The organism is Streptomyces sp. NPDC045846 (assembly GCF_056431605.1).
This window is the reverse complement of record NZ_JBWKKJ010000012.1, coordinates 1-25,115: the sequence shown is the minus strand read 5'-3', so window position 1 is coordinate 25,115 and position 25,115 is coordinate 1. Positions and strand designations below refer to the sequence as shown.

15 protein-coding genes, 1 tRNA gene and 1 rRNA gene are annotated in these 25,115 nt (G+C 71.2%); 4 read left to right on the top strand and 13 right to left on the bottom strand.

Going from position 1 to position 25,115, the window contains the following annotated elements; all coding sequences use genetic code 11:
* Positions 1–28 precede the first annotated feature (28 nt).
* The 3 genes from AC07F3_RS30595 to AC07F3_RS30585 all read left to right on the top strand — a co-directional run bounded on the left by AC07F3_RS30595 (position 29) and on the right by AC07F3_RS30585 (position 6,341).
* Positions 29–4,654, top strand: a complete 4,626-nt coding sequence (locus AC07F3_RS30595) for an ATP-dependent helicase (RefSeq protein ID WP_479117662.1) — start codon at positions 29–31, stop codon at positions 4,652–4,654.
* Positions 4,655–4,746: 92 nt separating this feature from the next.
* Positions 4,747–5,514, top strand: coding sequence for an Fpg/Nei family DNA glycosylase (locus AC07F3_RS30590; protein WP_479117661.1), 768 nt, complete (start codon positions 4,747–4,749; stop codon positions 5,512–5,514).
* A 62-nt stretch (positions 5,515–5,576) separates the two neighbouring features.
* A complete protein-coding gene (locus AC07F3_RS30585) occupies positions 5,577–6,341 on the top strand; it encodes an SDR family NAD(P)-dependent oxidoreductase (protein ID WP_479117660.1) in 765 nt (254 codons plus the stop codon).
* Here the strand turns inward: AC07F3_RS30585 and AC07F3_RS30580 are convergent.
* The 10 genes from AC07F3_RS30580 to AC07F3_RS30535 all read right to left on the bottom strand — a co-directional run bounded on the left by AC07F3_RS30580 (position 6,289) and on the right by AC07F3_RS30535 (position 21,021).
* Positions 6,289–6,519: a hypothetical protein gene (locus AC07F3_RS30580; RefSeq protein WP_479117840.1), complete on the bottom strand. Its 231-nt coding sequence runs from the start codon at positions 6,517–6,519 to the stop codon at positions 6,289–6,291. The genes AC07F3_RS30585 and AC07F3_RS30580 overlap by 53 nt on opposite strands.
* Positions 6,520–6,686: 167 nt before the next feature.
* Positions 6,687–7,157, bottom strand: a complete 471-nt coding sequence (locus AC07F3_RS30575; RefSeq protein WP_479117659.1) for a Dps family protein — start codon at positions 7,155–7,157, stop codon at positions 6,687–6,689.
* A gap of 202 nt (positions 7,158–7,359) precedes the next feature.
* Positions 7,360–7,749: a helix-turn-helix domain-containing protein gene (locus AC07F3_RS30570; RefSeq protein WP_053726410.1), complete on the bottom strand. Its 390-nt coding sequence runs from the start codon at positions 7,747–7,749 to the stop codon at positions 7,360–7,362.
* Between the two features lie 109 nt (positions 7,750–7,858).
* Positions 7,859–8,368, bottom strand: a complete 510-nt coding sequence (locus AC07F3_RS30565) for a CinA family protein (protein ID WP_479117658.1) — start codon at positions 8,366–8,368, stop codon at positions 7,859–7,861.
* On the bottom strand, positions 8,365–9,033 hold the full coding sequence (pgsA, locus tag AC07F3_RS30560) for a CDP-diacylglycerol--glycerol-3-phosphate 3-phosphatidyltransferase (RefSeq protein ID WP_479117657.1): 669 nt from the start codon (positions 9,031–9,033) through the stop codon (positions 8,365–8,367). The genes AC07F3_RS30565 and pgsA overlap by 4 nt, the downstream gene beginning before the upstream one ends.
* Positions 9,030–10,499: a 30S ribosomal protein S12 methylthiotransferase RimO gene (gene rimO / locus AC07F3_RS30555; RefSeq protein ID WP_479117656.1), complete on the bottom strand. Its 1,470-nt coding sequence runs from the start codon at positions 10,497–10,499 to the stop codon at positions 9,030–9,032. Before rimO ends, pgsA begins: the two co-directional genes overlap by 4 nt.
* Positions 10,500–10,560: 61 nt before the next feature.
* Positions 10,561–11,403, bottom strand: a complete 843-nt coding sequence (locus AC07F3_RS30550; RefSeq protein ID WP_479117655.1) for a helix-turn-helix domain-containing protein — start codon at positions 11,401–11,403, stop codon at positions 10,561–10,563.
* Between the two features lie 309 nt (positions 11,404–11,712).
* A complete protein-coding gene (locus AC07F3_RS30545) occupies positions 11,713–14,472 on the bottom strand; it encodes a DNA translocase FtsK (protein WP_479117654.1) in 2,760 nt (919 codons plus the stop codon).
* A 122-nt stretch (positions 14,473–14,594) separates the two neighbouring features.
* Complete coding sequence (locus tag AC07F3_RS30540) at positions 14,595–15,266, bottom strand: response regulator (RefSeq protein WP_114040978.1); 672 nt, start codon at positions 15,264–15,266, stop codon at positions 14,595–14,597.
* 244 nt (positions 15,267–15,510) lie between these two features.
* Complete coding sequence (locus AC07F3_RS30535) at positions 15,511–21,021, bottom strand: HAMP domain-containing protein (RefSeq protein ID WP_479117653.1); 5,511 nt, start codon at positions 21,019–21,021, stop codon at positions 15,511–15,513.
* 305 nt (positions 21,022–21,326) lie between these two features.
* Between AC07F3_RS30535 and AC07F3_RS30530 the strand changes: the two genes are divergently transcribed.
* Positions 21,327–24,029 (top strand): SpoIIE family protein phosphatase, encoded by a 2,703-nt coding sequence (locus AC07F3_RS30530; protein WP_479117652.1) that lies wholly within the window; start codon positions 21,327–21,329, stop codon positions 24,027–24,029.
* Positions 24,030–24,085: 56 nt separating this feature from the next.
* On the opposite strand, the gene AC07F3_RS30525 is transcribed toward AC07F3_RS30530, so the two are convergent.
* The 3 genes from AC07F3_RS30525 to rrf all read right to left on the bottom strand — a co-directional run.
* A tRNA-Thr gene (locus AC07F3_RS30525) sits at positions 24,086–24,158 on the bottom strand.
* Between the two features lie 90 nt (positions 24,159–24,248).
* Entirely contained in the window at positions 24,249–24,926 is a 678-nt protein-coding gene (locus AC07F3_RS30520) for a DegT/DnrJ/EryC1/StrS family aminotransferase (RefSeq protein ID WP_479117651.1), read from the bottom strand.
* Positions 24,927–25,024: 98 nt separating this feature from the next.
* A 5S ribosomal RNA gene (rrf, locus tag AC07F3_RS30515) occupies positions 25,025–25,115 on the bottom strand; the annotation flags it as partial.

Here is a 25,115-nt window from a genome sequence, read left to right as displayed (position 1 = left end):
GTCAGTGGGTGGGTGCACGATGGGGACCATGGCACGGACAGCGCTGGACACCTTCTCCCCCGCGACGCGCGGCTGGTTCACGGGGGCCTTCACCGCGCCCACCGCGGCGCAGGAAGGCGCGTGGCGGGCGATCGCGGAAGGGTCGGACGTCCTGGTCGTCGCGCCGACCGGGTCCGGCAAGACCCTCGCCGCCTTCCTCGCCGCGCTCGACCGGCTGGCCGCCACGCCCCCGCCCGCGGAGGCGAGGAAGCGCTGCCGGGTGCTGTACGTGTCTCCCCTCAAGGCCCTCGCGGTCGACGTGGAGCGCAACCTGCGCTCCCCGCTGACCGGGATCCGCCAGGAGTCGGTCCGGCTCGGGCTGCCCGAGCCGGAGATCCGGGTCGGCATCCGGTCCGGTGACACCCCGGCCGCCGAGCGCCGGGCCCTGACCACCCGGCCGCCGGACATCCTGATCACCACCCCCGAGTCGCTGTTCCTGATGCTCACGTCTGCCGCGCGCGAGGCGCTCGAAGGCATCGAGACGGTGATCCTGGACGAGGTGCACGCGGTAGCCGGCACCAAGCGGGGCGCCCATCTGGCGCTCTCCCTGGAGCGGTTGGACGAGCTGCTCCCGAAGCCCGCCCGCCGCATCGGCCTGTCCGCGACGGTGCGTCCGGTCGACGAGGTAGCGCGCTACCTCTCGCCCCAGCGCAAGGTCGAGATCGTCCAGCCGCCCTCCGCCAAGGAGTTCGACCTCTCCGTGGTCGTGCCGGTGGAGGACCTGGCCGAGCTGGCGGGCTCACCGGCGGCCGACGCCCAGGAGGGGGCCGAGAAGCCGTCGATCTGGCCGCATGTCGAGGAGCGCATCGTCGACCTGGTCCAGGCGCACCGCTCGACCATCGTGTTCGCCAACTCGCGCCGTCTGGCCGAGCGTCTGTGCAACCGGCTCAACGAGATCGCGTACGAGCGGGCCACCGGCGCGCCGCTCCCCGAGGCGCACTCCCCGGCGGACCTGATGGGCGGTTCGGGCGCGGCCACCGGGGCCCCGCCACTGCTCGCCAAGGCGCACCACGGTTCGGTCTCCAAGGAGCAGCGGGCGCTCGTGGAGGAGGACCTGAAGGCCGGGCGGCTCCCGGCGGTGGTGGCCACCTCCAGTCTTGAACTGGGCATCGACATGGGCGCGGTGGACCTGGTGGTCCAGGTCGAGTCGCCCCCGTCCGTCGCCTCCGGGCTGCAACGGGTGGGCCGAGCGGGCCACCAGGTGGGCGCCGTCTCCACCGGGGTGGTCTTCCCCAAGTACCGCGGCGACCTGGTCCAGTCGGCGGTGGTCACCGAGCGGATGCGCACCGGGGCGATCGAGTCGCTGCGCGTCCCGTCCAACCCGCTGGACGTGCTGGCCCAGCAACTGGTCGCGATGACCGCGCTCGACACCTGGCAGGTGGACGACCTGATGGCGCTGGTGCGCCGGGCCGCGCCCTTCGCCGCGCTTCCCGAGTCGGCGTTCACCGCGGTCCTGGACATGCTGGCGGGGCGCTACCCCTCCGACGCCTTCGCGGAGCTGCGGCCGCGGGTCGTGTGGGACCGGGTGGCGGGCACGGTCACCGGGCGGCCCGGCGCCCAGCGGCTCGCGGTCACCTCGGGCGGCACCATCCCCGACCGGGGCCTGTTCGGCGTCTTCCTGGCCGGGGCCGACCCGAAGAAGGGCGGCGGCCGGGTCGGCGAGCTCGACGAGGAGATGGTGTACGAGTCGCGCGTGGGCGACGTCTTCACCCTGGGCACCACCTCCTGGCGGATCGAGGACATCACCCGCGACCGGGTCCTCGTCTCGCCCGCCCCCGGAGTGCCCGGCCGGCTGCCCTTCTGGAAGGGCGACCAATTGGGCCGCCCGCTCGAACTGGGCCGCGCGCTCGGCGCGTTCCTGCGCGAGGTCGGCTCGCTCACGCCCGACGACGCCCGGCTGCGCCTGCTGAGCGCGGGCCTCGACGCCTGGGCCGCGGACAACGTGATCGGCTATCTCGACGAGCAGCGCCGCGCCTGCGGCCACATCCCGGACGACCGCACGATCCTGGTCGAGCGCTTCCGGGACGAGCTCGGCGACTGGCGCGTCGTCATCCACTCCCCCTTCGGCGCCCAGGTGCACGCCCCCTGGGCGCTCGCGCTCGGCGCCCGCCTGGCCGAGCGGTACGGGATGGACGCCCAGGTCATGCACGCCGACGACGGCATCGTGCTGCGGCTGCCCGACGCCGACCTGATGGGTCTGGACCTCCTCGACCAGGACCCCGCGCACCTCGACTCGACGTACGACAGCGACCAGGCCCCCGTGGGAGCCGCGGACGCGGTGTTCGACAAGGGCGAGATCGAGCAGATCGTCACCGACCAGGTGGGCAGTTCCGCGCTGTTCGCCTCCCGCTTCCGCGAGTGCGCCGCCCGCGCCCTGCTGCTGCCCCGGCGCAACCCGGGCAAGCGCACCCCGCTGTGGCAGCAGCGTCAGCGTGCGGCCCAACTGCTGCAGGTGGCAAGCGAGTTCGGCTCGTTCCCCATCGTCCTGGAGGCGGTCCGCGAATGCCTCCAGGACGTCTTCGACGTGCCCGGCCTGACCGAACTGATGGGAGATCTCGAAGCCCGCCGGGTGCGCCTGGTCGAAGTCACCACGCCCGAGCCGTCCCCGTTCGCCCGCTCCCTCCTGTTCGGCTACGTCGCCCAGTTCCTGTACGAGGGCGACTCCCCCCTCGCCGAACGGCGGGCCGCCGCGCTCTCCCTCGACTCCCGCCTGCTCGCCGAGCTCCTGGGCCAGGCCGAGCTGCGCGAGCTGCTCGACGCCGAGGTCCTGACCGAGCTGGAGCAGGAGCTCCAGTGGCTCACCGAGGACCGCCGCATCAAGGACGCCGAGGGCGTCGCCGACCTGCTGCGGGTCCTCGGACCGCTCACCGAAGCCGAGTTGGCGGCCCGGGGCGCCGAGCCCGGCTGGGCCCCGGAGCTGGGTGCGGCGCGCCGCGCCATCCGGGTCCGCATCGCCGGCACCGACCACTGGGCGGCGATCGAGGACGCGGGGCGCCTGCGGGACGCGCTCGGTACGGCGCTGCCGGTCGGCGTCCCCGAGGCGTTCACCGAACCGGTCAAGGACCCGCTCGGCGATCTGCTGTCCCGGTACGCGCGTACGCACGGCCCGTTCACCTCGGCCACCGCCGCGGCCCGGTTCGGCCTGGGCGCCGCGGTCACCGACGGCGCGCTGCAACGCCTCGCGGCCTCGGGCCGGGTCGTCCAGGGCGAGTTCCATCCGGCGGGCATCGGCCAGGAGTGGTGCGACGCGACGATCCTGCGCAGGCTGCGCCGCCGCTCCCTGGCCGCGCTGCGCCAGGAGCTGGAGCCGGTGCCGCCCGCCGCCCTCGCCACCTTCCTGCCCCAGTGGCAGCACCTCGGCAGCAGCGGCCTGCGCGGTATCGACGGGCTGGCCCGTGCCGTGGAGCAGTTGCAGGGCGCCGCCGTCCCCGCCTCGGCCCTGGAGAAGCTGATCCTGCCGTCCCGGGTGTCCGACTACGGCCCAGCCCTCCTCGACGAGCTGACCACGACCGGCGAGGTCGTCTGGGTGGGGGCGGGCGCGCTGCCCGGCAAGGACGGCTGGGTCTCCCTCTACCTCGCCGACGCGGCCCCGCTCCTCCTGCCGCCCCCGCATCCGCTCGAACTGACCGCGCTCCACGAATCGGTGCTCACCGCGCTGGCGCCCGGCTACGGCCTGTTCTTCCGCCAGCTCGCCGATCAGGTCCGCGCCACCACCCACCCCGAGGCAACCGATCCCCAACTGGCGGACGTCGTATGGGACTTGGCGTGGTCCGGGCGGCTCACCAACGACACCCTGGCCCCCCTGCGGGCCCTGCTCGGCTCCGGGCGCACCGCGGGTTCCACCGCCCACCGCGCCAAGCGGCCCGTCCCGCGCGGCCGTTACGGCACCCTGACCGCCGCGGCCCGCCCGGCCTCGCGCACCGGCCCGCCGACCGTCTCGGGCCGCTGGTCCCTGCTCCCACCGCGCGAGCCCGACCCGACCCACCGCGCCCACGCCCTGGCCCGCACCCTCCTGGACCGGCACGGCGTGGTCACCCGGGGTGCGGTGCAGGCCGAGGGAGTCGAGGGCGGCTTCTCGGCCACGTACCGGATTCTGGCCGCGTTCGAGGACAGCGGGCAGGCCCGGCGGGGCTATGTGGTGGAGGGGCTCGGGGCGGCCCAGTTCGCGATGGACGGCGCGGTGGACCGGCTGCGGGCGGCCGCCACCGCCCGGGACCGGTCCTCCGACGCGCACACCGCCCCGCAGGCGGTCGTCCTCGCGGCCGCAGACCCGGCCAACGCCTACGGGGCCGCGCTGCCCTGGCCCGAGCCGCCCAACGGCGCCGGGCACAAGCCGGGCCGCAAGGCGGGCTCCATGGTGGTCCTGGTCGACGGCGAGCTGGTGCTGTATCTGGAGCGCGGCGGCAAGTCCCTGCTCTGCTGGGCGACCGAGCCGGACGATGCGGCCCTGACCGCTGCCTCCGGGGCCCTCGCGGGTGCGGCGCGGGCGGGCCGGCTCGGCACGATCACCGTGGAGCGGGCCAACGGCGACCCCGCCCTGACGTCGCCCCTCGCCCGGACCCTGGAGACCGCGGGCTTCGTCCCGACCCCGAGGGGGCTGCGCCTGAGACCCTGACCCGCCCCGGGCAAGGGCGCCCTGCGGCGGCCCCGCTCGCAGGCCGGCCCCGCCCGGCGGCATTCCCCGGCCACCCCCGGCAGAATGGACCCATGCCCGAAGGCGACACCGTCTACCAGGCCGCGCGCCGACTGCACACGGCGCTGGCCGGGCAGGTGCTGACCCGGTCCGATCTGCGGGTGCCGCGGTTCGCCACGGCGGACCTCACCGGGCGGGCCGTCCTCGACGTGACCCCGCGCGGCAAGCATCTGCTGACCCGGATCGAGGGCGGCCTCACCCTCCACTCCCATCTGCGCATGGACGGGTCCTGGCGGATCTACCGGCCCGGCGAGCGCTGGGGCGGAGGCCCCGCCCACCAGATCCGGGCGATCCTCGGCAACCCGGAGCACACAGCCGTCGGCTACCGGCTGCCGGTACTGGAACTGCTGCGCACCCAGGACGAGTCGAAGGCGGTCGGGCATCTGGGCCCGGACCTCCTCGGCCCGGACTGGGACGCGGACTGTGCCCTGCGCAACCTCCTCCAGGACCCCGACCGCACCATCGGCGACGCCCTGCTCGACCAGCGCAACCTCGCCGGGGTCGGCAATGTCTTCAAGTCGGAGATCTGCTTCGCCCTGCGGGTGGTGCCCTGGCTGCCGATCGGCGAACTCCCCTCCCCCGAGCGCCTCGTGACCACCGCGAAGCAGCTCCTGGAAGCGAACAAGGACCGTCCGGTCCGCCAGGCGTACATCTACGGCCGGGCCGGCCGCCCCTGCCCCCGCTGCCGGACGCCCATCCGCACCGCGGCCCAGCGCGATCCGGCGGGCCGCGAGCGCCCCACCTACTGGTGCCCCAAGTGCCAGCCCGCGCCCGCCCTTTGAAGCCACCACAGCCTCTCGCGCGCTTCTTGACGCCCCGTCAGATCCGGCCGTACCGTCCCGGCATGCCCCTCACGGCGTACGACCTCACCGACCGCACCGCCTTCGTCACCGGCGCCGCCAACGGGATAGGGCGCGCCAGCGCTCTGCTCCTCGCGGAGGCCGGTGCCACGGTGCACTGCGCGGACCTGGACGAGGCGGGCCTGGACGAGACCAGGGCGCTGATCACCAAGGCGGGCGGCACCGCCCGGCTCCACCCGCTCGACGTCGCGGACCGCGCCCGGGTCAGGGCGGCACTGACGGCCGCCGGGCCGGTCGACGTCCTGGCCGCGATCGCCGGGATCATGCACACCAGCTCGGTCCTGGACACCGAGGACGCCGACCTCGACCGGGTGCTCGCCGTCAACTTCAGGGGCGTACTCCACGTCTGCCAGGAGGGGGCCCGCGCGATGATCGACCACGGCGTCCGCGGCTCCATCGTCACCATGGCCTCGGGCGCCGTGGACTCCGCACGGCCGGGCCTGTTCTGCTACAGCGCGTCCAAGGCCGCGGTCGTCCAGCTCACCAAGACGCTCGCCTCCGAGCTGGGCCCGCACGGGATCCGCGTCAACGCCGTGGCCCCGGGCTGGGTGCGCACCCCGATGACCAGCCGGCACGCCGCGGAGCAGCAGGAGCAGATGGAGTCGACGATGCGGCGGCTCTCGCCGCTCGGCCGGCTCGGCGAACCCGAGGACATCGCCCACGCCGTGCTCTATCTGGCCGCGGACGCCTCGGCGTTCACGACGGGCCAGATCCTGCGTCCGAACGGCGGCGTCTCGATGCCCTGGTAGACCGCGGAGACCGGCCGGACACGGAGGCCACGTGCACCGGCAGCAGGCTCAGCCCCCAGCCGCCCGCGACCATCGCGCCCTCGACGAACCCCGTCTGGCCGGGCACCAGCACCATGCGCAGCACGGCCCACCACCACAGCGCCGCAACCACCAGCGCGGGCACCCAACGCACCGCCACCGTCATGGGCCGCCTCCTCGGGCCGACGCTAGACCGCCGGGCGAGCGGCGGGGAGGGCGCACCGGGTGCAGGCCCGGGGCGCTCCGCGTCCCGGGCGCTTCATCCCGTACGACCTCGCCCTCGGCCGGCGCACCTCCGCGCGGCGGCGCACGGACGCGTCCAACGGTTCAGACCGTCTCCGCCTGGAACATCCAGGCGTGCTTCTCGAGGTCGGCCGTGAGACCGATGAGGATGTCCTGGCTGATCGGGTCCGGGTCGGCGGTCGCCTCGATGCGCTCGCGCATCCGGCCGATGACCACACCCAGCGCGTCCACGAGGACCTTCACGGCCTCGGTGTCCTTGATCCAGCCGTCCGGCACGGTGTCGATCGCGCTCGACTTCGCGACCGTCGCGGACCGTCCGTCCGGGCTGACCCCGACGGCGGAGGCCCGTTCGGCCACCGTGTCCGAATGCAGCCGCGCGGTGTCGACGACCTCGTCGAGCTGGAGGTGGACGGACCGGAACCGGGGCCCGACCACGTTCCAGTGCACCTGCTTGGCCACCAGCGAAAGGTCCACGAGATCCACCAGCGCGCCCTGCAGAGCGTCGCCGACCACCTTGAGGTCGGCGTCGGACAGCGGGCTCTTGATGTAGGACATGCATTTCCTCCACTCAGGACGGAACGCCCGCGGGGCATCCGCACGAGGGGAACGCTCGTACGGACTGTGCGGACGTATGCGCGATCTCCTACCACCCTGCCACAGAAGCCCCGAATCGGGCGCGGCGGAAAAAGGCTGAGCCCCGGCCGGTCACCAAGTGACCAACCGGGGCCCAGTACAAGCCTGGGCGCGCGCCTGGATATCAGGCCGCGACGACGTCCACCGCTTCCGCGGGCGCCTTGATCGTCACCCGCTCCGTCGGCACACCAGTCACCGACGTCACGGAGATCGAATTGAGCATCGGACGTACCGGCGCACGCACCGGCACCGGGTCACTCGCTGCCGCAGAGGCAGCGAGCTCGGCGAGTGCCAGCTCGTCGCTCACTTCCCGCATGAGCTCGGACATCCGTACGTCAAGCGCGTCGCAGATCGCGGAGAGCAGTTCGGAGGAAGCCTCCTTCTGCCCCCGCTCCACCTCGGAGAGATAGCCGAGTGAGACTCGGGCGGACGAGGAGACTTCGCGCAGAGTACGGCCCTGGCGCTGGCGCTGCCGACGCAGCACGTCACCCAGCAGGCGACGGAGCAGAATCATCGGTGGCTCCCTCCTCGGACCGCGTAGCCGCATCCTTCACGCCCCACCGTACCGCCTCGCGCCGCGGCCGTGCGGGGAGCGATGTCGTGTTCACTCAGGGCTGCAAACATCAAATCCCCCCGTTCTGTTCCGTATCCTGTGCCCGCCCATCCTTGCGGAGTTCACTGGAGAGCAGTTCGAGCACGCTGCGTACACTCTCCCTACGAATTTCCGCCCGGTCGCCGTTCAACCGCAATGCGACCGTTTTCTTGACTCCCGCCGGACCAACGGCCGAAACGTATACCGTCCCGACCGCTTGGCCGTCCTGGGGTTCGGGCCCCGCGACACCCGTGGTCGCGATCCCCCAGTCGGCGCCCAGAACCTCGCGCACCCCGGCCGCCATCTGCGACGCGACCGCGGGATCGACCGCGCCGCGCTCGGCCAGAAGGGTCCCGTCCACCCCTAGGACGTCCCGCTTCAGCGCGGTCGCGTACGCCGTCACGGAACCGCGGAAAACCCGCGAGGCCCCCGGCACCGCGGTGAGCTCGGCGGCCACCAGGCCACCCGTCAGCGACTCCGCCACAGCGAGCGTCTGGTCACGCTCCGTGAGCAGCTGGAGAACCCGGGCCGCCTCGCTCACGACGCGGGCCCTCCGGCGGCGCGCTGCGCGGCAAGTCCCTTGCGCCTCAGCACGATCGCCTGGCGCACGTAGTCGAGCCCCGTGACCACCGTCAGCACCACCGCGACGGCCATCACCCAGAAGCGCAGGGTGGCCAGCGGACCCGTCAGCGCCAGGACGTACATCCCTGTCGCGGTGCCCTGGGCGAGGGTCTTGAGCTTCCCACCGCGGCTGGCCGGAATCACTCCATGCCTGATGACCCAGAAACGCATGAGCGTGATGCCGAGTTCCCGGAACAGGATGACCGCGGTGACCCACCACGGCAGATCGCCGAGCACGGAGAGACAGATCAGCGCCGCACCCATGATCGCCTTGTCGGCGATCGGGTCGGCGATCTTCCCGAAGTCGGTGACCAGGTTGTAGGTGCGGGCCAGATGTCCGTCGAAGATGTCGGTGATCATGGCGACGGCGAAGGCCGCCCAGGCCCACGCCCGCATCGCCGGGTCGTACCCGCCGTCCGCGAGCAGGAGCATGACGAAGCCCGGCACGAGCACGAGCCGGATCATCGTGAGGATGTTGGCGATGTTCCAGAGGCTGGCCTGGTTGACGGCCGCAGCACCCAGCTTGCCGCCGGGCGCCGGCGTCCGGCCGGTACCGCCCGCCGCCGATGCCGGGACTCCGGTCATCTGCCCGCCTCCTCAGCCCCACCGAGCAACTCGACCACGAGGTCGACACCTTCGGTACCGACCACCTTGGCCTCGACCATACGGCCGGGCGCAAGACCGGCGCTCCGGGTGAAGATCACCTGTCCGTCGGTCTCGGGCGCCTGGTGCTCCGCGCGGCCGACCGCGCCGTCCTCCTCGTCGACGCTCTCGACCAGGACGCGCACGGTGTCGCCGATGCGCTCCTCGGCGCGCTGTGCGGTGAGCTCCTCCGCGAGCCGCGAGAGGTGCGCGAGCCGCTCGGCGATGGTGTCCGCGTCCAGCTTGTTCTCGTAGCCGACCGCTTCGGTGCCCTCCTCGTCGGAGTAGCCGAAGACGCCGATCGCATCCAGGCGGGCGGCCGTGAGGAAGCGTTCCAGCTCCTTGAAGTCCTCCTCGGTCTCGCCGGGGAAGCCGACGATGAAGTTGGACCGCACGCCGGCCGCGGGCGCCTTGGCGCGGATCGTGTCGAGCAGTTCGAGGAAGCGCTCGGTGTCACCGAAGCGCCGCATCGCGCGCAGCACGCCGGGCGCCGAGTGCTGGAAGGAGAGGTCGAAGTACGGCACGACCTTCTCGGTCGACGTCAGGACGTCGATGAGGCCCGGCCGCATCTCGGCGGGCTGGAGGTAGCTGACGCGTACCCGCTCGATGCCGTCGACCGCCGCGAGCTCCGGAAGCAGCGTCTCCAGCAGCCGGATGTCGCCGAGGTCCTTGCCGTACGAGGTGTTGTTCTCGGAGACCAGCATGACCTCCTTGACGCCCTGCTCGGCCAGCCAGCGGGTCTCGCCGAGCACGTCGCTGGGACGGCGCGAGATGAAGGAGCCGCGGAAGGACGGGATGGCGCAGAACGAGCAGCGGCGGTCGCAGCCGGAGGCCAGCTTCACCGAGGCGACCGGGCTGGTGTCCAGGCGGCGGCGCAGCGGGGCGCGCGGCCCGGAGGCGGGCGCGAGGCCTTCGGGGAGGTCCTCGGGGGCGGTGTCCTGCGCGTGCCCGGGCAGCGCCACGTCCGGGGCGGCCTGGCGCTCGGCCGGGCTGATCGGCAGCAGCTTGCGGCGGTCGCGCGGGGTGTGCGAGGCGTGGATGCCGCCGTTGAGGATGGTCTGGAGGCGGTCGGAGATGTCGGCGTAGTCGTCGAAGCCGAGCACCCCGTCGGCCTCGGGCAGCGCCTCGGCGAGGTCCTTGCCGTACCGCTCGGCCATGCAGCCGACCGCGACGACGGCCTGGGTCCTGCCGTGATCCTTCAGATCGTTGGCCTCGAGGAGGGCGTCGACGGAGTCCTTCTTGGCGGCTTCGACGAATCCGCAGGTGTTGACGACGGCGACGTCCGCGTCCGATGCGTCCTCGACGAGCTCCCAGCCGTCCGCTGCCAAGCGGCCTGCGAGCTCCTCCGAGTCCACCTCGTTGCGGGCGCAGCCAAGAGTGACAAGGGCGACGGTGCGGCGTTCGGGCATGGACTCAAGACTACTTTGTCCTGGCCCACGCCCCCGCCGCGAGGGTCGCCGGGGCCGGCACTCAGCCGACCTGCGGGTCGCCCTTGGTGTAGCTCAGGCGCTCGACCTGGCCGTCCTCGAACTTGCTCTCGATCTTCTTTCCGTTGACGTAGAGCTCGATCGCCCCGGCGTTGCCGAGGATCAGGTCGACCTGCTGGCCGTCCTGGAACGTCTGGGCCTCGCCCTTCTGGAGCAGGCCGTCGAAGAGCATCTTGCCGTTGTGGTCCTTGGCCGAGATCCAGCTCTTGTCGTTGACCGCGGTGACCTTCACGGTGACCTTGTCGGCCGGAACGGCGGCGATCGCGCTGTCCGAGGGGGACGGCGTCGGCTTGGGCGGCGGCGCGGGCTTGGACGGGGCGGGGCTGGCCGGCGGCGAGGGCGGCTTCTGCTGGCTGGGGCCCTCGGCGACGGAGGTGCCGCCCTTGCCCTTGTCGCTGCCGCCGCTGAACATCGTGAAGCCTACGAAGCCGACGACCACCACGATCGCGGCGACCATGGCGGCGGTCCAGTTGGGCCGACGCGGCTCGGGCCGGATGCGCTCCGCCTCGAACAGGGGGGCCGCGGGGGTGGGCGCGGGACGGCCGCCGTGATCGGCGTCGTACCGCGCGACCAGCGGATCCGGGTCGAGGTGGACGGCCTGGGCGAGCGTACGGATGTGGCCGCGCGCGTACACATCACCGCCGCACCGCGAGAAGTCGTCCTGCTCGATCGCGTGCACGATGGGGATGCGCACCCGCGTGATGGAACTGACCTCGTCGACCGTGAGTCCGGCGGCGATACGGGCCTGCTGAAGTGCACGACCGATCGATGGCCCGTCGTCTTCGATCGAAGGCCGGTCGTCTTCGGGAGAGTTGCCGATGGACACGGGGGCGCCTTTCGAGCGTGAGCCACCTGCTGGGTGTTCAGTCTAGGGGGGGTAAGAAAGAGTGGGGCAACCGGGAGAGCGGACTTTGTACGCCATCGGTATGGCCGCGCCCCTGACAGCGGAACACTGGCCACACTTGCTTCCACGTCTCCCTCAACTTGACGTACGGCCAAGGGAAACGGTTGCTCGGGCATCCCGTACGAGTGCTGTTTGGTCCGGTCGGCGGTCAGCCGACCGGACCTGTCCGGCGGAAATGGGCTGTCAATGGTCGGAATCTGCCAGTTGAACACCCTCCGCCGGCGGTCGCACTCAGGGAGCCTCCCCCCGGATGACGGCCAGCACTCCATCGAGCTCGTCCGGCTTGACCAGGACGTCGCGCGCCTTGGAGCCCTCGCTGGGACCGACGATGTTGCGGGACTCCATCAGGTCCATCAGGCGGCCCGCCTTGGCGAAGCCGACGCGGAGCTTGCGCTGGAGCATCGACGTCGAGCCGAACTGCGTGGACACCACCAGTTCGGCCGCCTGGCACAGCAGGTCCAGGTCGTCGCCGATCTCCTCGTCGATCTCCTTCTTCTGCTTGGTGCCGACCGTGACGTCGTCCCGGAATACCGGGGCCATCTGGTCCTTGCAGTGCTGGACGACGGCAGCGATCTCGTCCTCGGTGACGAAGGCGCCCTGGAGCCGGGTCGGCTTGTTCGCGCCCATCGGCAGGAACAGGCCGTCTCCCTTGCCGATCAGCTTCTCGGCGCCCGGCTGGTCGAGGATGACCCGGCTGTCGGCGAGCGAGGAGGTCGCGAAGGCGAGCCGCGAGGGCACGTTCGCCTTGATCAGGCCGGTGACGACGTCGACCGAGGGCCGCTGGGTGGCCAGCACCAGGTGGATGCCGGCCGCGCGGGCCAGCTGGGTGATGCGGACGATCGCGTCCTCCACGTCGCGCGGGGCCACCATCATCAGGTCGGCGAGCTCGTCGACGATCACTAGGAGATAGGGATACGGCGTCAGCTCGCGTTCGCTGCCCTCGGGGAGCTTGACCTTGCCGTTGCGGATCGCCTCGTTGAAGTCGTCGATGTGGCGGAACCCGAACGCCGCGAGGTCGTCGTAGCGCAGGTCCATCTCGCGCACCACCCACTGGAGCGCCTCTGCGGCCCGCTTGGGGTTGGTGATGATCGGCGTGATCAGGTGCGGAATGCCCTCGTACGCCGTCAGCTCCACGCGCTTGGGGTCGACCAGCACCATGCGGACGTCCTCGGGCGTGGCCCGCACCATCACCGAGGTGATGAGGCAGTTGATGCAGGAGGACTTTCCGGAACCGGTGGCTCCGGCGACCAGGACGTGCGGCATCTTGGCGAGGTTGGCCATGACGTAGCCGCCCTCGACGTCCTTGCCGAGCGCCACCAGCATCGGATGGTCGTCCTCGGCCGCGTCCGCGAGGCGCAGCACGTCACCGAGGTTGACCATCTCGCGGTCAGTATTGGGAATCTCGATTCCGACAGCTGATTTCCCTGGAATCGGCGAGATGATCCGCACGTCCGGACTGGCGACCGCGTACGCGATGTTCTTGGCGAGGGCGGTGATCCGCTCGACCTTGACGGCGGGCCCGAGCTCGACCTCGTACCGCGTGACCGTCGGACCCCGGGTGAAGCCGGTGACGTTCGCGTCGACCTTGAACTCCATGAAGACGTTCTGCAGCGAGGCCACGACCGCGTCGTTGGCGGCGCTGCGGGTCTTGCCGGGGCCGCCCTTCTCCAGCAGGTCGAGCGAGGGCAGCGCGTACGTGATGTCCCCGGCGAGCTGGAGCTGCTCGGCGCGCGGGGGCAGCGACTCGGCCGCGGGGGGCGCCGGCTTCGTCAGATCCATGACGACGGGCTTGGCGCCGGGGGTGGCCTTCGGCGCCTTCTCCGCGGGCGCCTCGGTCTCGGCGGCGCGGGCGGTCGGCAGCGGGGTGGCCTGCTCGCGGTCCCGCTCGACGGAGACGCCCTGCGTGAGATCGGCGACGACGGGCGAGGGGGGCAGGCCGTTGAGGACGGCGCCGTCCAGCGCCGCGGCCGCGGCGGCGGCCACGTCGACCGGGTCCAGGCCGTTCTCAAACGCCGGTTGGACCGATGTGCGCCGGGGCTTGCGGCGCCGCGAGAGTGCCTCTTCCTCGGCCCGGTCCGGGTCCTGCTCGACCGGGGCGGCGGGGCGGCGCCGGGAGCGCGGCGCGGGCTCGTCCTCGCGCCACTCGTCGTCGTAGAGCCCCTCCTCGCCGATCTCCTCCGGGAGCGGTTCGATGACGCCGAGCCTGACACCGAGCAGCCGCAGCCGCTGCGGGATGGCGTTGACCGGCGTCGCGGTGACCACCAGCAGACCGAAGACGGTGAGCAGCACCAGCATCGGCACGGCCAGGACGTCGCCCAGCGTGAACTCCAGCGGCTTGGACGCGGCCCAGCCGATCAGGCCGCCCGCGTCCTGCATGGCGTCGGTGCCGTCGTTGCGGCCGGGCGAGCCACAGGCGATGTGGACCTGCCCGAGAATGCCGAGGACGAGCGCGGACAGGCCGATCACGATCCGCCCGTTCGCCTCCGGCTTCTCGGGATAGAGGATGAGCCGGATCGCGATGGCGCCGAGCAGCAACGGCACCACCACGTCGAGCCGGCCGAACGCGCCGGTCACCAGCATCTGCACGAGGTCTCCGACCGGGCCGCGCAGATTCGACCAGGTACCGGCGGCGACGATCAGCGCGAGCCCGAGCAGGAGCAGGGCGACGCCGTCCTTGCGGTGAGCCGGGTCCAGCCCCTTGGCTCCCCGCCCTATGCCGCGGAACATCGCGCCCACGGCGTGCGCGGCGCCGAGCCAGACGGCGCGCACCAGCCTGTACAGGCCCCCGGTCGGCGACGGTGCCGCCTTGGGGGCGGGCTTGGGCGTCACCGCCTTCTTGGCGGTTGCCCTCTTCGGTGCGGTCTTCTTCGCGGGCGCCTTGGGGGCCGCGGCTTTCTTCGCGGGCGCAGCCTTCTTCGCCGGGGTACGGCCGGTGCGCTTCGCGGTGCCCGCCGTGCCCTGGGAACCCTTGCCGGACGTACGTGAGGCCATGGTGCTGAGGTTACCTGGGTCGGCGGCGGTGGACACGTGTGCCTCCGGCATCACCCGTCCGTGTCGTACGCCCCAAGGATGCTGACGCCATGTCAGCCGGACATGGCGTCAGTTCCCTGCCGTCAGTTCTGCGAGGGGAGCGTGGGCGCGCCGCCGGTCCCGGGCTCCAGCGCGTCCAACGCCCGCCGCAGGCCGGTGAGCTTGCGCTCGAGGTGGGCGGCCGTGGCGACCGCGGCGGCGTCGGCCGAGTCGTCGTCGAGCTGCTTGGAGAGCGCCTCGGCCTGCTCCTCAACTGCCGCGAGCCGCGCGGACAGTTCGGCGAGCAGGCCCGCGGACTCCTTGGCCGCGCCGCCCTGGCCGCCTTCCAACTGGAGCCGCAGCAGCGCCGCCTGCTCGCGCAGCTGGCAGTTCTTCATGTACAGCTCGACGAAGACCGAGACCTTGGCGCGCAGCACCCACGGGTCGAACGGCTTCGAGATGTAGTCCACGGCACCCGCCGCGTAGCCCCGGAAGGTGTGATGGGGGCCGTGGTTGATGGCCGTGAGGAAGATGATCGGGATGTCCCGCGTCCGCTCGCGCCGCTTGATGTGTGCGGCGGTCTCGAACCCATCCATTCCGGGCATCTGGACGTCCAGCAGAATGACCGCGAAATCGTCCGTAAGCAGCGCTTTGAGCGCTTCCTCCCCTGACGATGCCCGCACCAGTGTCTGATCGAGCGCAGAGAGGATGGCCTCCAGCGCCAGCAGATTCTCCGGCCGGTCATCGACCAGGAGGATCTTGGCCTTCTGCACCATGGCCCGTCCTCCTCGCCCCGGCAGTGCACCGGGCGCCGCCCCAGGGGACGACTCCCTTGCGTCGCCCGTCCTTGTGCCGGTCATGGTAGCCGCACCCCGCCTGTCGCCACACCCTGTCACCGCGATGTCACTGTGCACGTAGCAGAAACGCAGTGGGAGACCAGAAGGTTCCCCGAATACCGCCGCCTCACACGCCCTCGGCCACAGTGAGTCAACGACACCCGGGGCTCCCCCCGGCCGACGATCACTTCCCTCGCATCCACTCCTCCATCACGGAGAGCAGATGGTCCGGGTCGACCGGCTTGGTCACGTAGTCCGACGCGCCGGACTCGATGGCCTTCTCGCGGTCCCCCTTCATCGCCTTCGCGGTGAGCGCGACGATCGGCAGACCGGCGAACTGCGGCATCCGGCGAATCGCCGAAGTCGTCGCGTACCCGTCCATCTCCGGCATCATGATGTCCATCAGGACCACCGCGGTGTCCTCGTGCTGTTCGAGGACCTCGATGCCCTCCCGCCCGTTCTCCGCGTACAGCACCGAGAGCCCGTGCTGCTCCAGGACGCTGGTGAGCGCGAAGACGTTGCGTACGTCGTCGTCGACGATCAGGACCTTCTCGCCGGCGAACTGGAAGGTCCGCGCGGGCGTCCGCTCCGGCTCCGCCGCCTCCCAGCTCTCCTCCGTGCCGACGGCCTGCCCGGCCTGCCCGGACGGCGCGGCCTCCCGCTGCGCTTCCGCGCCGAGCGCCTTGCGGCGCCGCCTGAACAGCCCGGCCGTGCCCGGCTGCGAAGTGGTGGGCCCCGCCTGCGTGCCGCCGTTGTGCTGGGCGAGGTCGGAGCGTACGGCGTCGATGGCGAGCCCGACCGCGCCCTCCATCCCGCCGGGCGCGAGCTGCGGATAGCCCTGCGCGGGCAACTCGCTGAGGTGCAGCGGGAGATAGAGGGTGAAGGTGGAGCCGCGGCCCGGCTCGCTCGCCGCGTGGATCTCGCCGCCGAGCAGCCGCGCGATCTCGCGGCTGATGGACAGGCCGAGGCCGGTGCCGCCGTACTTGCGGCTGGTCGTGCCGTCCGCCTGCTTGAACGCCTCGAAGATGACCCGCATCTTGCTCGCCGCGATCCCGATGCCGGTGTCGGTGACCGAGAACGCGATCAGGTCGGCGTCGGCGTCGCGCAGCGAGCCCGCCTCCAGGAGCTGCTCGCGGATGGCGTGCGGGACGTCGGAGCCGGCCGGGCGGATCACGAGCTCGACAGCGCCGCTGTCGGTGAACTTCACCGCGTTGGACAGCAGGTTGCGCAGCACCTGGAGCAGCCGCTGCTCGTCGGTGTGCAGCGTCGCGGGCAGCTCGGGCGAGACCCGCACCGAGAAGTCGAGGCCCTTCTCCGCGGTGAGCGGCCGGAAGGTCGCCTCCACGTAGTCGACGAGCTGGACCAGCGCGATCCGGGTCGGCGAGACGTCCATCTTGCCCGCCTCGACCTTCGACAGGTCGAGGATGTCGTTGATCAGCTGGAGCAGGTCGGAGCCCGCCCCGTGGATCGTTTCGGCGAACTCGACCTGCTTCGGCGAGAGGTTGCCCTCCGCGTTGTCGGCGAGCAGCTTGGCGAGGATCAGCAGCGAGTTGAGCGGCGTACGCAGCTCGTGCGACATGTTCGCGAGGAACTCGGACTTGTAGCGCATGGAGACGGCCAGCTGTTCGGCGCGCTCCTCCAGGACCTGCCGGGCCTCCTCGATCTCGGTGTTCTTCACCTCGATGTCGCGGTTCTGCTGGGCGAGCAGTTCGGCCTTCTCCTCCAGTTCGGCGTTGGACGCCTGGAGCGCCCGCTGGCGGTTCTCCAACTCGGCCGAACGCTCGCGGAGTTGCTCGGTGAGCTCCTGCGACTGCTTGAGCAGCACCTCGGTCTTGGAGTTGACCGAGATGGTGTTGACGCTGGTCGCGATCATCTCGGCGATCTGGTTGAGGAAGTCCTTCTGGATGTGCGTGAACGGCTGGAACGAGGCCAGTTCGATCACTCCGAGCACCTTGCCCTCGAAGAGGACCGGCAGCACGATCACATGGGCCGGGGGCGCCTCGCCGAGGCCGGAGGAGATCTTGAGGTAGCCCGGCGGCACGTTCTCCACCAGGATCGTCCGCTTCTCCTCGGCGGCCGTGCCGATCAGCGTCTCGCCGGGCCGGAAGGAGGTCGGCATGGACCCGGCCGAGTACCCGTAGCTCCCGCGCATCCGCAGCTCGTACGAGCCCTCGCCGTCCGCGCTCACCTCGGGGCCGCCGCCCGTCGGCATCGCGAGGAAGAACGCGCCGTGCTGAGCCGAGACGACCGGGGTCAGCTCGGTCATGATCAGCGAGGCCACGTCGTCCAGGTCGCGGCGGCCCTGCATCAGGCCGGAGATGCGGGCCAGGTTGCCCTTGAGCCAGTCCTGCTCCTTGTTCGCGACGGTGGTGTCGCGCAGGTTGGCGATCATCGTGTTGATGTTGTCCTGGAGGGCCTGGATCTCGCCCGCCGCGTCCACGTCGATCTTCAGGTTGAGGTCGCCGCGCGTCACCGCGGTCGCGACGGCCGCGATCGCGCGGACCTGCCGGGTCAGGTTCCCGGCCATCTCGTTCACCGATTCGGTGAGATCGCGCCACGTCCCGTCGACGTCGCGCACCCGGGCGTGACCGCCCAACTGGCCCTCCGTGCCCACCTCTCGGGCGACGCGGGTGACCTCCTGGCCGAACGAGGACAGCTGGTCGACCATCGTGTTGATGGTGTTCTTCAGCTCCTGGATCTCGCCGCGCGCGTCGATGTCGATCTTCTTGGTGAGGTCGCCCTGCGCGATGGCGGTGGTGACGGTGGCGATCTGGCGCACCTGCCCGGTGAGGTTGTCGGCCATGGAGTTCACCGATTCGGTGAGGTCCTTCCACGTGCCGGAGACGCCGGGCACCCGCGCCTGGCCGCCCAGGATGCCGTCCGTGCCCACCTCGCGGGCCACCTTGGTGACCTGCTCGGCGAACGAGGACAGCGTCGTCACCATGGTGTTCACGGTGTCGGCGAGCTCGGCGACCTCGCCGCGCGCCTCGACCGTCACCTTCTTGGTGAGGTCTCCGTTGGCGACGGCCGCCGAGACCCGGGAGATGTTGCGCACCTGGGTCGTCAGGTTCGCGGCCATCAGGTTGACGTTGTCGCTGAGGTCCTTCCAGATGCCGGTGACGCCGCGCACCCGGGCCTGGCCGCCCAGGATGCCCTCGGTGCCCACCTCGCGGGCGACGCGGGTCACCTCGTCGGCGAAGTTGGAGAGCTGGTCGACCATCGTGTTGACCGTCGTCACCAGCTCCAGGATCTCGCCCTTGGAGTCGACGGTGATCTTCTTGGAGAGATCGCCCTCGGCGACCGCCGTGGTCACCTCGGCGATGTTGCGCACCTGCGAAGTCAGGTTGTTGGCCATGAAGTTGACGGACTGGGTGAGGTCCTTCCAGGTGCCGGACACGCCCTGCACCTCGGCCTGACCGCCCAGGATGCCCTCGGTGCCCACCTCGCGGGCCACCCGGGTCACCTGCTCGGCGAAGTTGGAGAGCTGGTCGACCATCGTGTTGAGCGTGTTCTTCAGCTCCAGGATCTCGCCGCGCGCGTCCACGTCGATCTTCTGCGACAGGTCACCCCGCGCCACCGCGGTGGCGACCTGGGCGATGTTGCGCACCTGGGCCGTGAGGTTCCCGGCCATGCCGTTCACCGAGTCGGTCAGATCGCGCCACACACCGGCGACGCCGGGCACCTGCGCCTGACCACCGAGGCGGCCGTCGGTGCCCACCTCGCGGGCCACCCGGGTCACCTGCTCGGCGAAGGCGGAGAGCTGGTCGACCATCGTGTTGATGGTGTTCTTCAGCTCCAGCATCTCGCCGCGCGCGTCCACGTCGATCTTCTGCGACAGGTCGCCCCGCGCCACCGCCGTCGTCACCTGGGCGATCTGGCGCACCTGCGAAGTCAGGTTCCCCGCCATGAAGTTGACGGAGTCGGTCAGTTCCTTCCACGTGCCCGAGACGCCGTCGACGCGCGCCTGGCCGCCAAGCCGTCCCTCGGTGCCCACGTCCCGCGCCATCCGCGTGACCTGGTCGGCGAACGAGGACAGCTGCGCCACCATCGTGTTGACGGTGTTCTTCAGCTCCAGCATCTCGCCCGCGACATCCACGGTGACCTTCTGGGACAGGTCGCCATTGGCCACCGCCGTGGTCACCTGCGCGATGTCGCGCACCTGACCGGTGAGGTTGCGGAAGGCGGTGTTGACGGAATCCGTCAGGTCCTTCCAGGTGCCCGCCGCGCCCGGCACTTCCGCCTGCCCGCCGAGCCGTCCCTCGATGCCGACCTCGCGGGCCACCCGGGTCACCTCGGAACCGAACGACTGCAACTGGTCGACCATCGTGTTGACAGTGTTCTTTAGCTCCAGCATCTCGCCGGCCACGTCCACGGTGACCTTCTGCGTCATGTCACCGCTGGCGACCGCCGTCGTCACCTGCGCGATGTCCCGCACCTGGGTCGTCAGGTTGCGGAACACGGTGTTCACCGAGTCCGTCAGGTCCTTCCAGGTGCCGGCCGCGCCCGGCACCTGCGCCTGCCCGCCGAGCAGACCCTCGGCGCCGACCTCGTTGGCCACCCGGGTGACCTCGTCCGCGAACGTACGCAGCGTCTCCGTCATCTGGTTGATGGTCTCCGCGAGCTGCGCGACCTCGCCGCGTGCGTTGACCGTCACCTTCTGCGACAGGTCTCCGCTCGCCACGGCCGTCGTCACCTGGGCGATCCCGCGCACCTGAGCCGTCAGGTTCGTCGCCATCACGTTGACGGAGTCCGTCAGGTCCTTCCAGACCCCGGCCACGCCCGGCACCTGCGCCTGCCCGCCGAGCTCGCCCTCGGTGCCCACCTCGCGGGCGACCCGGGTGACCTCGGAGGAGAAGGAGGACAGCTGGTCGACCATCGTGTTGACGGTGTTCTTCAGCTGGAGCATCTCGCCGGCCACGTGCACCGTGACCTTGCGCGACAGGTCACCCTTGGCGACCGCCGTCGTGACGAGAGCAATGTCACGCACCTGAGCCGTCAGCCGGTACGCCATCGTGTTGACGGAATCTGTCAGATCCTTCCAGGAACCGGACATACCGCGCACCTGGGCCTGACCGCCGAGCTTGCCCTCCGTACCGACCTCGAGGGCGACCCGCGTGACCTCGTCGGTGAAGGCGGACAGCTGGTCGACCAGGTTGTTGACGGTCCTGCCGACCTTGAGGAATTCCCCGCGCAACGGCCGCTCGGCCCCGTCGCTGCCGTGCGAACGCAGGTCCATCCGCTGTTCCAGATCACCCTCGGCCACCGCCGAGAGCACCCGCCCGACCTCCGAGACCGGCCGCGCCAGATCGTCCACCAGCGCGTTGGAGGCATCGATCGCGGCGGCCCAGGAGCCCTCACAGGCCCCGTTCTCCAGCCGTTCGGTCAGCTTCCCCTCACGGCCCACCATCCTGCGCACCCGGGCGATCTCCCCGGTCAGGTGCAGGTTCCGGTCCGCGACCTCGTTGAAGACGGCGGCGATCTCCGCCATCACGCCATCGCCCGAGACCGTCAGCCGCTTGCGGAAATTCCCGTCCCGCATGGACGCGAGGGCGGCGAGCAGCCGCTGCAGGGCCGCCGTGTCCACCTCGGTCGTCCCGTTGCCTCCGCGCTGCTTGTGACTCCGGGCCTGTTGAGTCCGGGACTGATCGTCTTTCGCGCGCGTGCTTACGCCCCGCGCCGCTGCGCCAGACTCCACCGTGTCCCTCCCGCAAGGGTTGACCGCACTGCCCGGGCTGTTTCCGGAAACATGCCCAGTGTTTCACCATGGCCGAACCAGGCCATAACAGTTCGGCAGCTTCGCATATCCGTCCCCGCCCACGGAGGGCGGAAACACTGGTGACCGGCATCCGCTCGGACAGCGAAGGTAAGTAACCTGGCTTCCGGCTGTCCAACCGCCCCGGTCCGCCCGGCATGGGGGCGGTTCGTACCCTTCTGCTCGGTAAAGCTTGGGGGAGGGCGGCACAAAGGACGACCACGGGACACCGGAGGGGGCGGGCCGACATGGGACTGTTGATTCCCGGAGAGCACGTTCCGGAGCCCCGGCAGGAAACACCGGGCGACGAGACGCGTACGAGGAGTTCTGTGATCACCGCGCGGGCGGCAGCCAGCTTCGACCCTGTCGGGCGGTCGGTCGCGACCGCCCGCGCCTTCGTCCGGGACACCCTCCAGGGGTGGGGGTACGCCGACGTCGTCGACGACGCCGTGGTCCTCACCAGCGAGCTCGTCACCAACGCGGTGGTCCACGCCGGCACCAAGGCGGACGTCCTGTGCCTGCGGTCCGACGACGGCGTACGCGTCGAAGTGGCCGACCGCTACCCCGAACGTGAGGTTCCGCTCCTCGGCTCCCCCGCCGACATCGCGGGCCCCGACCGAGAGAACGGCCGGGGGCTGCTGCTCTGCGCCGCCCTCGCCTCCCGCTGGGGCGTGGAGTACACGCCGACCAGAAAGAACGTCTGGTTCCAACTCGACCTCCCCAACCGGCCGGTGGGCACCCGCTCGGCCGGCCCCGCCCTGCCGACCGCGCTGCTCCCCGTCGCCGACGGCAGAGTCCGCGTCGCGGTCGTCCAGATCGACCGCGCCGGCGCCGTACGCGCCTGGAACGAGGACGCCGAGGAACTCTTCGGCTACCCCGCAGAGCAGGTCACGGGCAAGGCGCTCACCGACTTCGCGGCCTGGCCGCACACCCCCGGCACCTCCACCGGCATCGTCGAGGCTCTCCAACTCTCGCGCTGGGAAGGCACGTACGGGATAAGGGGCGCCGACGGCCGGGTGGTCCCGGTCTACGCCTCGCACCTGCGCGTCCGCGACACCGAGGGCGAGCCGTCCACGGTCTGCCTGCTGGTACGCGACGACGAGCGGGCGGTCCTTCAGACCCCGGCCCGCCAGCCCGCCACCGACCCGGCCACCCTGGGCGAGAGCCGCAACATCGACCCCTTCGAGGTCTTCATCGGCTCCCCCGCCCCCGACGACCTCGACGGCCTGCTCCAGCGCACCGTCGAACGCGCCCGCGACATGCTCGACGGCGACTCCGCCTTCCTGCTGCTCGCCACCGACGACGAGACCGAACTGGAGGTCCGCGCCACCACCGGCCTCCCCTCGGCCCGCCAGCGCTTCGCCCGCGTCCCCGTCGAGGCCGGGACCGGACGGTACGGCTCGGCGCGGATGCCCGCCGTCCACGAGGACCTCGCGGCGGTGCCCGGCGCGGTTCCGCTCCTCGAAAGCACCGGCATGCGCTCGGTCGTCACCGTGCCGCTCAAGGTGGAGGGCCGCCTCACCGGCTCGCTCGGTGTCGCCGCCGAATCGCCCGGCCGGTACTCCAACGAGGAGGCCCTGCGCCTCCAGTTCGCCGCCGACCGCATCGCGCTGGCCGTCGAATCGGCCCGCCTCGGCGAGCTGGAACGCCTGCGCAGGGGATCCCTGAGCTTCCTCGTCGAGGCCTCCGACCTGCTGGCCGGCACCCTGGACCGCGACCAGACGCTGGCCCTGATGGCCCAGATGACCGTCCCCACCCTGGCCACCTGGTGCGCCGTCTACACGATCGCGGACCAGTCCTCGGACCCGTACCTCTCCTATGTGCTCCACGAGGACGAGGAGCGCATCGACGGCCTCAAGGCCCTCCTCTCCAAGATCAACCCGCCGGAGCCGGTGCCGACCCCCGGGGCCCGCGTCTGGACGGCCCCCGGCGAAGCGGCCCACCAGGCGGCGCTCCGGGTGTCCATGCGCGACCTCGGCCGCTCCGGCAGCCCGCACACGGGCGGCGGTCTCGGCACCACCTTGTCGACCGCGGCCGCGGTCGGCGGCGAAACCGTCGTCCTGCCGCTCGTCGCCCGCAACCGCGTCATCGGCATGCTGACACTTGGCAAGCCGTCAGATGACCATTTCCGTCAGGAGATTCTCGAACTCGCCGAGGACCTCTCCCGCCGGGCCGCGCTCGCCCTGGACAACGCGCGTCTGTACTCCGAGCGCATGGCCATCAGCCGCTCCCTCCAGCGCTCCCTGCTGCCGCCCGGCCTGCCGCAGATCCCGGGCGTCGAGGTCGAGGTGATCTACCGAGCGGCCGGCGAGGGCAACGAGGTGGGCGGCGACTTCTACGACCTCTTCCCCATCCGGGACGGCGCGTACGGCTTCGCCATCGGCGACGTCTGCGGCACGGGCCCGGAGGCCGCCGCGGTCACCGGCCTCGCCCGGCACGCCCTGCGCCTGCTCGCCCGCGAGGGCTTCGGCGGGCCCGCGGTCCTGGAGCGCCTGAACGCGGCGATCCTCGACGAGGGTGCCCGCAGCCGCTTCCTGACGCTCCTGTACGGGGAGTTGTGGCCGCAGGAGGACGGCAGCGCCATCCTGAAGATCGTCTGCGCCGGCCACCCCCTCCCGCTGCGGCTGCGCCAGAACGGCACGGTGGAACCGGCCGCGGACCCGCAGCCGCTGCTCGGCGTGATGGAGGACCTGGAGCTGTACGAGCAGACCATCACCCTCGACCCGGGTGACGTCCTGCTCTGCGTGACCGACGGGATCACCGAGCGCCGCGAGGGCACCCGCATGCTGGGCGACGACGGCCTCACGGACGTCCTCGCCACGTGCACGGGGCTCACCGCGGGCGCGGTCGCGGCACGCGTTCTGCGCGCCGTGGAACGCTTCGCCGCCGAACCGGCCTCCGACGACATGGCGATCCTCTCCATGCGCATCCCGGAGCAGGCCAACCGATAGGGCCGGGTGGGTACGCGAAAGGCCCCGCCCATTGGGCGGGGCCTTTCAGATTGCTGAGCCCCCATGCGGAATCGAACCGCAGACCTTCTCCTTACCATGGAGACGCTCTACCGACTGAGCTATAGGGGCCGGTTGTTGTTTTCGGGGTTTCCCCCTCACCAACGAGATAAAGCATACCCCGAATCAGACGGTGTTCCGAACCACGGTCACCGGTTCCGGCTACGCGGGTTGCAGCAGCCCCCCGAGCGCATTGCAGACGGACACCAACCGCCGCAATTCCGGCTCGGAAAGCCCGTCGAGCGAGGGCAGCGCAAGTGTCTCCTCGGCGGCCCGCTCCGTCTCGCCCAGCTCCCACCCGTCCCGCCTGAACTCCCGCGTCCTGTGTACGGGGATGGGCACCGGCACCTCGCACGCGACCCCGCGCCGCCGCAACAGCCTTGCGAACGCGTCCCGGTCGGGCCGCCCGTTCCCGGGCACGCGCACCACGTACCGCTGATAGCCATGCCCTTCGGCGGGTGCGGGCGTCTCCACTCCGACAAGCCGCCGGTCCAAGTACCCGGCCCGCGCCCGCCGTTGGGCCGCGTCACCGCCGAGGCCCTGGCGGTCCTCCTCCTCAAGGAGCAACAGCCCGTGTCCGGCGACCAGTTCGGCGAACGGCGCACTGTCCACCGGATACCCGAAGCGACGGACGAGCAGGACGGCTGCGGTCCTGGACGTGACGGCCCCGCGTACGGCTTCCGGCGCCAGGCAGTAGGTCAGCGGATCGATGTCGGCGAACACCGGCACCGCCCCCGCGGCGACGACGGCTCGGGCCAACTCCCCCGTGTCGTAGGCCGGCACGATCACCTCGTCACCCGTCGCGACACCGGCGGACTTGAGCGCTGCTGTCATCCCCATGACAGCGGATCGTCCTCTTGCCACATGAACGCCAGGTGAGCGGGCACAAAAAAACGCTGGCCCCCGAACCGAAGTTCAGGGACCAGCGTTGAAGATTTGTTCGGCGGCGTCCTACTCTCCCACAGGGTCCCCCCTGCAGTACCATCGGCGCTGAAAGGCTTAGCTTCCGGGTTCGGAATGTAACCGGGC